The sequence below is a fragment of the Halolamina salina genome, assembly GCF_042678005.1.
Lineage (GTDB): Archaea > Halobacteriota > Halobacteria > Halobacteriales > Haloferacaceae > Halolamina > Halolamina salina.
In genome coordinates this window covers 47,147-58,787 of record NZ_JBHUDH010000011.1, presented here as the reverse complement: position 1 = coordinate 58,787, position 11,641 = coordinate 47,147, and the positions used below count along the sequence as shown (strand labels likewise).

Sequence of the window (11,641 nt, the reverse complement as noted above, 5' to 3'; positions counted from 1 at the left end):
GGGGAGGTTCGTGGGCTGTGCGGGGCGGTTGCGGTCACAAGGTGCCAACGATCGAGCTGCTGTTGCCGTCGATACCGAAGAAGAAAAAGATCGTAGCTACTACCGAAGTCCCCACCGAAATCCCCCTAATCAGGGCGCGACACCGACCGTCAGCAGCGTCCCCCACGTCCGGTAGCGCTCGACCATCGCCTGCCGGCTGCCGAACCCTTCGTAGGGGAACTCGGACTCGTCGGGGATCTCCGTCTCGCGGTCCGGAACGTTGTCCTGCTCGGCGACGTGCAGGCCGGCGTCGCGGAACGCCTCGCGGTACTGCTCGCGGTCCCAGCGGGTCATCTCCACCGAGATGGTCTCCTGCCACTCGTGGGACGCGGTGTTCTCCTCGTAGTAGTTCACCGCGCAGTAGAACGTCCCGCCGGGTTTCAGCACGCGACGGACCTCCTCCAGCGTCCGGTGGGGGTCGTTCGCGTAGTAGAACGCCTCCATCGAGAAGGCGTGGTCGATCGAGTTCGTCGCGAACGGGAGGTGGTCGAAGTCACCGACCAGGAAGCCGACCGCGTCGTCGTCGGTGTAGCCGTCGGCCTTCCGCGCCATCTCGGGCGAGCCGTCGAGGCCGTAGCCGGCGCCGATGCCGCGCTCCCGGAGGGCCCGCAGCGCGTAGCCGCTGCCCGTCCCGAGATCGAGCACCGTGTCCCCCTCCTCGACCGGAATCCGTGCGAGGATGGGTCGCGCGGTGTGCCAGTGGCGCTCCTCCATCCCCTGTTCGCGGCCCTCCGCAGCCCAGGTGTCGAACTCCTCGCGAACGCTCATGGTCGTGCGTGGGGCGTGGCGGGCAAAACCGGTTCGGCTCCGGGCGCGGAGTCGCCTCCCGCCAGTACCGCCGCGAGTTTGAAGTCCTCGCCGCGCTACTACCGGATATGGAGTACGACCTCGCTATCGACGGCGCGCCCGACAGCGTCCCGGCCGGGACCGCGCTACTGCTGCTACACCCCAGCATCGGGGAGACCGACCGCGTCGACACCGACTTCCTCAGCGTCGACACCGACCGCTTCCTGGTCGTCTCGACCCGAACCACCGCTCGCGAGGTCGAACAGAAGCTCGACTACTACGAGGTCGACGAGTCGCGGGCGGAGATACTCGACACGCTCTCGATCGAACGGGGCTACTCCCGGCGTTCGGCGCCGCACGTCCACTACGCCGCCGGCCCGGACGACGTCGAGGGGATCGTCGAGCAGGTCGAGGCGTTCCTCACCGAGAACGACGGGAAGCGCCGGATCACGCTGGACTCGCTCAGCGAACTGGCCTACTACGGCGACGATGCCGCCGCGCTCGAGGCCGCCGAACGGCTGATCGAACTGGTGCGCGAACACGACGCAGTCTGCCTGTTCCACCTCTCCAGCGAGGTCCACGACGACGACACCGTCGCCGCGTTCGCGGAACTGTTCGACGCGACGGTCCGCCTCCACGACGACGGCAGCGTGAGCTACGAGCCACAGGAGTAGACCGACAGCTCCCCTCCGCACCGATCGGTTGGTTTCCAGTCGAAACACCGAGAGAGCGTCGCGGCTGTCGTTCCAGTCGAAGGGGATAGTGGAGTCGAAACGGTTCGCGGAGTCGAAACGCTTCGTGGAGTCGAAACGGTCGGTGCTGTCGAAACAGGGAAGTGCAGTCGAAAGGCAGGCTGCAGTCGAAAGAGGGGAAACAGTCGAAACGGATCGCCGACTCGAACCGACCGACGAACACGAACCGTCCCGCCGCTACTCCGTGAGCGAGTCGATCGTCTTCTCCGCCCAGCGGACCGCGTACTCGGCGCCGTGGTCCCGGTAGGCCAGCGTGTCCAACGCCGCGAACGGCGCCGGGAGGTCGAGGCCGTGTTTCACCGCCGAGCACGCCAGCTCCGTCGCCGCCGGGAACTCCGTCTCCCCGCGGGCGACCTCGCCCGGGAGGTCGTCGATCCGACCGACGAGGCGGTCGCCGGCGTCTTCCCACGCGGCGTGGAGTTCGTCGTGGTCGCCCGCCCACGCGCGGAACCGCTCGCGGGTGTGCAGGCCGACCCACGCGTCGAACAGCGCGGCCGCGATCTGGTACGTCGCCGTCCCGCCCAGCCCCAGCGCCGAGTCGAGTTCGGCGTACTGCTCGCCGAAGAACGGGAGGAAGCTCTCCGGAACCCCCTCGTCGATCTCGACCAGCGCCTCCGCGATCAGGAAGTCCCGGAACGACGCCGGGGTGGTCTCGGCGCGGGCCTTCACGAGCACCGTCGGCGGCTCGGTCTGGTGGGTCCGGACGACCGTGCCGTCGCCCGGGAGGCCGATGGTGAACTGCTCGGACGCGTACGCCTCGAGCTGTGCGGGCGCGTTCTCCGGGAGCCACGCCTCGGGGTAGCTCGCGGGGTCGAGCGACTCCACGAGGAGGCCCAGCTCCTCCGCGACCGCCGGCGGGAGCGTCTCGAAGTCCCGCTCGGTGTCGAGGACGAGTACGTCGGGCGTGATCTCCCTGTGCAGCCGCTCGACCGCCGGCGAGAGCGTCCGCTCGGCGAACATCAGGCCGAGAGGACGATCTGGAAGACCAAGGCGAACGCCAGAAGCGCCGACAGGCCCACTGTGCTGGTGACGATCTTCGTCGCCGTGCTCATACCCCCGTCTGCGACCGCGTGGCTGTTAACGGTTGCTGAAGCGGTCGAGGTGGCAGAAAGGGACAGAGAGAGTCGCGGGACGGAGGCCTACTCGTCGATGCCGTAGTCGTCGGCCATCTCGATCACGTAGCGGCCGTCCTCCTGAAGCGAGATGATGTACTCCTTCCGGTCGTACAGCTCCATGAGGTTGAGTTCGTACTGCCCGGGGGCGGTGATCTTGATGCTCTCGAACTGGTCGTTCAGCTCCTCGCGCAGCGCACCCAGGTCGTCGTCCGAGGCCGGCTCCTCGTGCTGGGGGGCCGAGCCCGCGACGGGCTGTTTCTCGACCGGCTCGTCGTCCTCGGGGCCGACCGCGCCCGAGAGGTCGAACTCGTCGGCCGACTCGTCCGGGGAACGCTCCGCCGGGGGACCCTGCGGCGTGCCCCGGGCGGGAGAGCCGCGGTCCGAGGGCGGCCCGTCCTCCGCCGTCCGGCGACCCTCGTCGATCTCCTCGCTGCTGACCGCAGCGGACCGGGCGTCCGTCTGTGCACGGTCCTCAGCGGCGTCGACGTCCGGCTCCGCTTCGGCCGGGTGGGCCGGGGGTTGGGAGTCGCCGCTGGACCGTTCCGGCGGCTTGGAGTCGTCGCCGGACCGTTCCGGGAGCTGGGAGTCGCCGTCGGAGGGTTCCGTCGACGGTGAGCCACGGTCGGGTCGCTCGGACTCGGCCGACCCGGCGGTTTCGGCGTCGGCCGTGGCGGCGTCGTCGGTCGCCGAGGACGGCTCGGCGGTGTCGCGGCCGGGCGGCTGAAACTGGAACTTGTTCCCGCCGCAGTTCGGACAGCCCGACAGCATCTCCTTGGAGCCGTCGTCGAACTGCCGGCCGCAGGTGGTACACTCGTGGGGCACGGGACTACTTGCGCGAGACGAGCGCGCTGATCAGGTTCTCGTCCTTGTGGAGCGTCTGGATCTGGTTCGCCGGCCCGATCACGGTGAGCTTCTGGGTCTGCTCGTCGTTCCCCATCAGTCGGTCGAACAGCCCGGCGTTGCCGGAACTGGACTTGGGGTACGTCTCGATCTCGATGCCGCTGAACTCGTCCGGGCTGATCTCGGTCATCGTGACCTCGATCAGCTTCGACTCCTCGTCGGGGGTGAGTCCCTCTTCGAGGATGACGATGTTCCCATCGCGGACGCCGTCGAGAATCAGCCGGATCTTCTCCATGCTGGTGAGCCCCTCCATCCGGGCGCCGCTGATCATGTCGACCCGGACCCCGTCGTCGAGGCCGTCCTCTTCGGGGGGCGTCCCGTCGCCGTCTCCGCTGGTCACTTCGGGCATTGTTAGGAGAAGTACTCCGCGATTTTCTCGTACACTTCGTCCATGTTCTGTCCCTCCAGCGCCGAGAGCGGGATCGTCTCGTGCTGCGGGAACGCGTTGGCGATTCGCTGGATGTCCGACTCGTCCTTGTCGATCTTGTTCGCGAGGATGAGCACCGGCAGCTCCTGACTCTCGATGATGCCGATCAGCATCGTGTTCACCTGCGTGAACGGGTCCTCGGTGCTGTCGAGCACGTAGATCACGCCGTCGACGTCCTCCCGGAGCCAGTGCATGGCCTCGGCGACGCCCTCGGTCGCCTCGCGGGAGCGCCGGACGGCGTCCTCCTTCTCCATGTCGTGGTCGAGGAACTCCTCGTAGTCGACCTTCGTCGCGACGCCGGGGGTGTCGACGATGTCGATCGTGACCTCCCGGCCGTCGCGTTCGATCGTCACGTCCTCCTTCCGGCGCGCACGCCGGGTCTCGTGGGGGATGTGACTCTCCGGGCCCACCGCGTCGCCGGTCCAGTCGCGGGCGATGCGGTTCGCCAGCGTGGTCTTCCCGGCGTTCGGTGGGCCGTATATCCCGATCCGTTTCGGCTCCTCCGATGCGAACAGGCCGTCCGTGACCTGCGTGATACTTTGTTTCAGATTCGTGAGCAGACCCATCCTTGTCTCCTGCCCCCGTGGCGGTAGGGAGCCGTTACAGCGAGTTCCGCCGGCGATGTACTTAAGAATGGCGTCGATCGGGGCGCCGTGTTCCGGGCGGCGTCGACGCTCCTGCCGATCGAAACCGCGTTTCGAGCCGTCGACACGAAATCGAGGGGCACCGCCGAAGGGGAGCTCCGTCGATCGGGGACCGAGCGGCTCCCCCGCCATCGGGAACGGACCGTTTCCACTCGAAACAAAGGTGGATGCCCGGCGTGTTCGGTGAAGATCGAGAATATTTTCGGGATACACTGCTCGAACCGCCCGTCTTGTCGGGTTCGATGTTGGACGGATCGCGCCGACGACCCCCTCCCCTCCGTTTCCCGTGGAGCGCCGAGACGACGAGGGGGTGGGGTCGCGAGCTGGCGGTCAGAGACACAACTAACCACACAACTCCACGTCTAAATAAAGAAGATAAATTGCAGTACGGACTAATCTATCGTCGTGTAGTGTAAAACTACCGCTCGATAGACGGCAGGTTCTGCCGTTTCTCGCCACCCTCACCCCCGGCTGACTCGCGTTCCACCCGAAACGATGGGGTGGGGGGGTCACCACCCCCTACCGTTTCCCGTCGATCGAGCGTCGCCACCCCCTACCGACCGGCGCCGTCGCTGACTGCCCCCTTCCTATCGGGCTTTTCCACTCGAAGCGATGCCAGCCATGTACCTGCCGCCGCCGACCCTCCGTTTCACCTCTACCCCCGATCCCTTCGACCCTCGCGGCCACTCTCGACGAGCTCGCACCACTCGACGGACCGTCTCCCAGTCGGGCGGATCGGTCCAGTCGAAACAGTGGGGTACGGGGGCGCGACACATCGCCCGTGAGCCGATCGAGACGCGATCGTCGACGCGGCTCCCCCAGCAGATCGCGCCGACAGGGACAGGTTTTTGGTACCCCTATTCATTTGGTTCGAGTGCATCAACTGGACGGCGCTCCGGAACGTCTCGCCTGGGATCGTGCCTTGCAGCGGGTCACGTGCCGGATATACCGGTCCCGAGTGCCGTTCTCCACACGAAACGTAGGGGTATCCAAATGAACGACACCGACGACGACACGGAGGGAGAGGGCGATCCGAACGACGGCTGGCCGATCACCGACGACGGCGCGTTCGACGACGGCGAAGACGGGGACGCCGATCCGGATGGGGCCGAGGAGACGCCCGACGCCGGCGAGCCCGAGTCGACCGACGATCTCCCGGACGGCGTCGACGCCTCGCTGGACACGGAGGGGATCGACTCCTCGGTCGATCTCGACACCGGCGGCGTCGACATCGACCGGATGCTGGAGGACGACGGCGACAGTCAGGGGCTGTTCGACGACCTGATGGCCGGCGAACCGATCTTCAGCAACAAGGAGGTGCTCAGACCCTCCTACACGCCCCACGAGCTTCCCCACCGGACCGACCAGATCAACCAGATGGCCACCATCCTCGTCTCCGCGCTGCGCGGGGACACGCCGTCGAACATCCTGATCTACGGGAAGACGGGAACGGGGAAGACCGCGAGCGCGAAGTTCGTCAGCCAGGAGCTCGAGTCCACCTCCGAGAAGTACGACGTGCCCTGCGAGGTGGAGTACATCAACTGCGAGATCACGGACACGCAGTACCGCGTGCTCGCCCAGCTCGCGAACAAGTTCATCGAGAAGAACCGCGAGATCGTCGCCGACCGCCTCGAGGAGCTGCGCGAACTGCGCTCGACGGCGGCCGACGGCGACGAGGACGCGCTCGCCGACACCGAGTTCGACAGCGTCGAGGCGATCGACGAGGAGATCGACCAACTCGAGGACGATCGCGAGGAGATGGAGGAGGTGCCGATGACCGGTTGGCCGACCGACCGGGTGTACACCAAGTTCTTCGACGCGATCGACTACCACGAGCGCGTGGTCGTCATCATGCTCGACGAGATCGACAAGCTCGTCGAGAAGTCCGGCGACGACACGCTGTACAACCTCTCCCGGATGAACTCCGAACTGGAGACCTCCCGCATCTCGATCATGGGGATCTCGAACGACCTGAAGTTCACCGACTTCCTCGACCCCCGCGTCAAGTCGAGCCTCGGCGAGGAGGAGATCGTGTTCCCGCCGTACGACGCGAACCAGCTCCGGGACATCCTCCAGCACCGTTCGGACGTGGCGTTCAAGGAGGACGCACTGACCGACGACGTGATTCCGCTCTGCGCTGCCTTCGCCGCACAGGAGCACGGTGACGCCCGCCGAGCCCTGGACCTCCTCCGCACCGCCGGCGAACTCGCCGAGCGCAGTCAGGCCGAGACCGTCGAGGAGCAGCACGTCCGGCAGGCCCAGGACAAGATCGAACTCGACCGCGTCGTCGAGGTCGTCCGCACCCTGCCGACTCAGAGCAAGATCGTCCTGTTCGCGACGATCCTCCTCGAGAAAAACGGCGTCCACAACATCAACACCGGCGAGGTGTTCAACATCTACAAGCGGCTCTGTGAGGAGATCGACGCCGACGTGCTCACCCAGCGCCGCGTCACGGACCTGATCAGCGAACTCGACATGCTCGGCATCGTCAACGCCGTCGTCGTCTCCAAGGGTCGCTACGGCCGCACGAAGGAAATCTCGCTGTCGGTCCCGATCGAGGAGACCGAACACGTCCTCCTCTCGGACTCCCGACTCGGCGACATCGAGAACGCCCAGCCGTTCGTCCAGGCCCGCTTCGACAACTGATCGGTTCGCGTAGCGTTCCTTTCTCCCGACGGTAAAGATCCCCCAGCAGCTACCGCATCAGACCGCCGCGATTCGGTCCGAGGACAGTCCCGGACTCGAAACCCCTTCGACCGACCCCGCCATCTCGACTCCACTCGAAGCGGTGGCGTTCACCGTCGCCGGGCCGCCGGTCGTCGCGCTCGCGGTCCCGCCGTCGATCGGCCCGGGCGTCGCCGCACCCGAGAAACCCAGCCGGACCCAACCGAGGTAGGGGATCCGGAGCCGCGCGGTGCCGACCAGCCACTCCGGCTTCACCGGCTCCCGGATGTTGCCGGTCTGGTCGTAGTAGGCGTTGTTGTCGCCTTTCGTGATGAAGCCGGCGTGGGGGGCCGGGCAGTTGTCCATCTCCCCGCAGTTGTCGGCGCCCTCCACCCACGCCTTGTTGGCCTCGTCGTACCAGTTCTCGCCGTCCTCCACCCAGAACCGGGCGCGGTGGATGACCGGCGGGCCGCTCCGCCGCTCGTAGATCACGACCGTCCCGAAGTCGTTGAACGTCTTGTAGCCGACCTCCTCTCCGACCCGGTGGGTGACGACGCCGGTGTCGCCGTGGGCGGCGTCGGGCGCGAACCGCCCGGGCTCGGTGACGAAGATCAGGTCGCCCTTCTGCATGTTGGGGTTCATGCTCCCGCTCTCGACGGCGACCATCGGCGGCCAGACGCCGCTGATCGCGAACAGCAACAGCCCGACGAGGGCGACGGTCGCCATGCTGGTCGCCATCTCGCGAGCGAACATCAGCGGGCCGCTCTCGGCGGTCAGGAACCGCTGGATCGGCCCGTCCGGTTCGTCGTCCCCGGCGGACGGCTTCGGCGGGGGACCCTCGCCAGCACTCATCTGATCCTTGCTTGCGGGGGGGTCGTCATAGGCCTTCTGACTACCCGTGCCGTCGCCGCTCTCGTTCGCTTTTGGCCGCAACCGACATCCTTTCGGTCCGGAGGACCCCGCGTCACTCCATGGCACGAATCGAGGCCGCGGACTTCCACGAGATCACCAAACCCGGCGACGTTCGGCTCTCGCCGGACGGCGAACAGGTCGCGTTCGTCCGGACAACGCCCGACGACGAGGAGAGCTACGAGTCGACGGTCTATCTCGTCCCCAGCGACGGGAGCGACGACCCCCGGCAGTTCACGGTCAGCGAAGGCGGCGACAGCCAGCCCCGCTGGTCGCCGTCGGGCGACCGAATCGCGTTCGTCTCGAACCGCGGGAAGGACGACGACCGCCCGCAGCTCTGGCTGATCCCGGTCGGCGGCGGCGAGGCACGGCAAGTCACTGAGGTCCCCGCCGGCGTCCAGGGGATCAGCTGGTCGCCCGACGGCACCCGGATCGCGTTCACCCAGTCCACGACCGAAGACGAGCGCGAGGAGGGACTCGACGTCGACATCTCCGACGAGGAGGAGTACGAGCGCGAGGAGCCTGACCCCCGAGTCATCGACCGCACGGTCTACCGCACGGGCCAGTCGTACTTCGACGGCACGCGCTCGCACGTCTACGTCGCCCACGTCGGCGACGGCCTCGCGAGCGCCGAGGACGTCGAGGTCGAGCGGATCACCGACGGTGACGTGGACTTCGCCGGCCCCGATTGGGGCGACGCGTCGACGCTGTACTACACCGCACAGGACGTGGGCGAGGACCCCGACGACTCACACCGCTACTCGATCTACGCCTACGACACCGACGCCGAGGAGGCCGAGAAGATCCACGAGTCGAGCGGCTGGGGCGCCGGCCTCGCCGCAAACGCCGACGGCGACGTGGCGTTCCTCTACAGCGAGGAGGAGCAGGTCACCATCCAACCCGCCGAACTCAAGGTCCTCGACGCGGACGGCGACGTGGCGTGGATCACCGAGGAGCTCGACCGCGGGCTGGGGTACGAGTCCGCGCCGCAGTGGGGTCCCGACGGCGAGCGCGTCTACTTCTCGACGCCCGACGAGGGGAAGACGAGCGTCTGGTCGGCGCCGGCCGACGCGAGCGAGGCGCCCCGCCGCGTGGTTCGGCCCGGCGCCGTCAGCACGGGCCACGTCGGCGAGGAGCGCTTCGCGTTCGCGATGAGCGAGTGGGACCACCCCGGCGACGTGTTCGTCTGCAGCCGCCAGCACGCCGACCAGCCCGGCCTCGACGGCGGCGCGGGCGCCGAGCGCGAGGACTGCGTCCGCCTCACCGAACTCAACGCCGACTACCTCGACGACGTTTCCGTACAGGAGCCGGAAGAGCTCCACTTCGACTCCGAGCAGGGCGAGGTCCACGGCTGGACGATCACGCCCCCTGAGTTCGATCCCGACGAGGAGTACCCCCTCGCGGTCGAGGTCCACGGCGGCCCCCACGCGATGTGGACCACCGCCGGGACGATGTGGCACGAGTTCCAGACGCTCGCCGCCCGCGGCTACGTCGTGTTCTGGTCGAACCCCCGCGGTTCGACGGGCTACGGCGAGGAGTACATGCAGGCCATCGAGCGCGACTGGGGCGACGTGACCCTGACCGACGTGATGGCCGGCGTCGACCTGCTGACCGATCGCGAGTACGTCGACGGCGACGACGTCCACCTCACGGGCGGCTCCTTCGGCGGCTTCATGACCTCGTGGACGGTCGGCCAGACCGACTTCTTCGCCTCCGCGGTCTCCCAACGGGGCGTCTACGACCTCACGAGCTTCTACGGCTCGACCGACGGCGCCTACGCCCTCGTCGAGGGCGACTTCGACACCACGCCGTGGGAGGAGCCTGAGTTCCTCTGGGAGAAGTCGCCGGCGGGCCACGCCCACGAGGTGGAGACGCCGACGCTGGTGATCCACTCCGAGGAGGACTACCGCACCCCGGCCTGCACGGCCGAACTCTGGTACCGCATGGTCCGCAAGCAGGGCACCGATACGCGGTTCGTCCGCTACCCGCGCGAGGGCCACGAACTCTCGCGTTCGGGCGAGCCGGGCCACATCGTCGACCGCATCGAGCGTATCGCCCGGTGGTTCGACGGTTACAGTGACCACCACGACGTGCCGCGCGCGCTCGACCGCGAGCGCGACGACGGCCTCTCGGCGGGCGAGGACGACGAGAACGGAGACAGCGAGAGCGGAGACGACGAAACCGACGGGAGCGACGAGTAGCGCTCCCGACGGCTCCGGAGCGCTACTGAGGGCGGCTTCACCTGCTCGTCAGACGCGCTGCCCGGCTGCGGTTTCGATCCGAAGCGAAGGGGTTCCGCCGTAACGCCCATCGGTCCCGATCCCTTACCCTCCGTATGGACTGCGTGTACTGCGACTCGACCGTCGAGGAGCACGACCCCGTCTACGTCGCCGAGGGTGCCGTGGACGCCGAGCCGATGGCGTTCTGCAACTACGCCTGCCTCACCACCTACGTCGACGAGCACGGGCTGGCCGACGGCGCCGCCTGTAACTGGTCGCCCTGAGGCCCCAGAAGGCACTTACCCGAACCGCCGGGATTTTCGGCCGATGGATCCCCGCCGCGTCGCCCTCCTGCTCGCCGTCGTCGGGCTGCTCTGCCTCCCGGCGCCGTACTACCTCGGCTGGGCAGCGGAGGCCACGTCCCCGCCCGCACAGACCTCCCAAATCTACGTCGCCGAGCCGATCGACCTCGACAACGTCTCCGACCAGAAACGGCTCGTCAGCGCTCACGACCACGAGGTCGCGCTCCCGGACTACCGGCTCACCGCACGCTACGGCGAGGAGTACCGCGCGCCGAACGCCACGCTCGACGCGCTGGTGACCGCCATGCGCGAGGGGTCGGCCACCGTCGACGACCCCGACGCCCGCGCGGATCTGCGCGAGATCGACCGCGAGTACGCGTTCGTGCGTGACACCAACGAGAACACCGACCCCGACGGCTACTACCGGCTCACGGTCGAGGAGAACGGCTCGCTCGTCCGCGCGGAGAGCGTCTCGCTGCGCCCCGTCGCCGACGCGATCGCCGCGCAGGCACCGCGTTACGCGAACCTCACCGCGGGCGAACAGCGCACGGTCGACCGCATCATCGACAACTCCACGGGCGACGATCTGGGCTACCGCCCGTACGTGAACGACCCCTACGTCGATCAGCTCCCGACCACGGTCCGGAAAGATGGGACGCTGTACAGCGTCTCCGTCTACGGCCACGTCGACGACTTCGGATCCGGCTTCGCCGGCTTCGTCGTCGGCCTCGGCGTGGCGGCGCTGGGGATCGTCCTACTGCTGACCGCCGGCGGGCTCTACGCCTACGACCGCTGGCGGTAGTTCGGTCCCGACGGTTTCCCAACCAACACCCCACCTCACGGCTCGTTTTCACTCGCCGTTCGGTATCCGAGGTAGTTTGCCG

General features: G+C 67.7%; 12 protein-coding genes. 5 read left to right on the top strand and 7 right to left on the bottom strand.

Annotation, left to right across the window (positions count from 1 at the left end; translation table 11 throughout):
• Nucleotides 1-129: 129 nt before the first annotated feature.
• Nucleotides 130-807: a class I SAM-dependent methyltransferase gene (locus ACFR9S_RS01500; protein WP_379732582.1), complete on the bottom strand. Its 678-nt coding sequence runs from the start codon at nt 805-807 to the stop codon at nt 130-132.
• Between the two features lie 107 nt (nt 808-914).
• Here ACFR9S_RS01500 and ACFR9S_RS01495 point away from each other — a divergent pair, with 107 nt between their 5' ends.
• On the top strand, nt 915-1,499 hold the full coding sequence (locus ACFR9S_RS01495; protein WP_379732581.1) for a DUF7090 family protein: 585 nt from the start codon (nt 915-917) through the stop codon (nt 1,497-1,499).
• A gap of 255 nt (nt 1,500-1,754) precedes the next feature.
• On the opposite strand, the gene ACFR9S_RS01490 is transcribed toward ACFR9S_RS01495, so the two are convergent.
• From ACFR9S_RS01490 to ACFR9S_RS01475, 5 genes are all read right to left on the bottom strand, one after another.
• A complete protein-coding gene (locus tag ACFR9S_RS01490) occupies nt 1,755-2,537 on the bottom strand; it encodes a DUF7089 family protein (protein WP_379817867.1) in 783 nt (260 codons plus the stop codon).
• The gene (locus tag ACFR9S_RS16200) at nt 2,537-2,629 is read right to left on the bottom strand and encodes a hypothetical protein (protein WP_459077012.1); all 93 of its coding nucleotides are present in this window, start codon (nt 2,627-2,629) and stop codon (nt 2,537-2,539) included. The genes ACFR9S_RS01490 and ACFR9S_RS16200 overlap by 1 nt, the downstream gene beginning before the upstream one ends.
• An 87-nt stretch (nt 2,630-2,716) precedes the next feature.
• Nucleotides 2,717-3,514, bottom strand: a complete 798-nt coding sequence (locus ACFR9S_RS01485; protein WP_379817864.1) for an OapC/ArvC family zinc-ribbon domain-containing protein — start codon at nt 3,512-3,514, stop codon at nt 2,717-2,719.
• Between the two features lie 4 nt (nt 3,515-3,518).
• On the bottom strand, nt 3,519-3,941 hold the full coding sequence (locus tag ACFR9S_RS01480; RefSeq protein ID WP_379731586.1) for a DUF2073 domain-containing protein: 423 nt from the start codon (nt 3,939-3,941) through the stop codon (nt 3,519-3,521).
• Nucleotides 3,942-3,943: 2 nt separating this feature from the next.
• Entirely contained in the window at nt 3,944-4,585 is a 642-nt protein-coding gene (locus tag ACFR9S_RS01475; protein WP_379731585.1) for an Era-like GTP-binding protein, read from the bottom strand.
• Between the two features lie 1,071 nt (nt 4,586-5,656).
• Between ACFR9S_RS01475 and ACFR9S_RS01470 the strand changes: the two genes are divergently transcribed.
• Nucleotides 5,657-7,309, top strand: a complete 1,653-nt coding sequence (locus ACFR9S_RS01470; protein WP_379731584.1) for a Cdc6/Cdc18 family protein — start codon at nt 5,657-5,659, stop codon at nt 7,307-7,309.
• A gap of 57 nt (nt 7,310-7,366) precedes the next feature.
• Here ACFR9S_RS01470 and ACFR9S_RS01465 read toward each other — a convergent pair whose 3' ends face one another.
• A complete protein-coding gene (locus ACFR9S_RS01465) occupies nt 7,367-8,179 on the bottom strand; it encodes a S24/S26 family peptidase (protein WP_379731583.1) in 813 nt (270 codons plus the stop codon).
• A 119-nt stretch (nt 8,180-8,298) separates the two neighbouring features.
• On the opposite strand from ACFR9S_RS01465, the gene ACFR9S_RS01460 reads away from it, so the two are divergent.
• The 3 genes from ACFR9S_RS01460 to ACFR9S_RS01450 all read left to right on the top strand — a co-directional run bounded on the left by ACFR9S_RS01460 (nt 8,299) and on the right by ACFR9S_RS01450 (nt 11,559).
• Nucleotides 8,299-10,437: a S9 family peptidase gene (locus ACFR9S_RS01460; RefSeq protein ID WP_379817862.1), complete on the top strand. Its 2,139-nt coding sequence runs from the start codon at nt 8,299-8,301 to the stop codon at nt 10,435-10,437.
• A 134-nt stretch (nt 10,438-10,571) separates the two neighbouring features.
• On the top strand, nt 10,572-10,739 hold the full coding sequence (locus ACFR9S_RS01455; RefSeq protein ID WP_379731970.1) for a hypothetical protein: 168 nt from the start codon (nt 10,572-10,574) through the stop codon (nt 10,737-10,739).
• A 43-nt stretch (nt 10,740-10,782) separates the two neighbouring features.
• Nucleotides 10,783-11,559 (top strand): hypothetical protein, encoded by a 777-nt coding sequence (locus ACFR9S_RS01450; protein WP_379731971.1) that lies wholly within the window; start codon nt 10,783-10,785, stop codon nt 11,557-11,559.
• Nucleotides 11,560-11,641 lie beyond the last annotated feature (82 nt).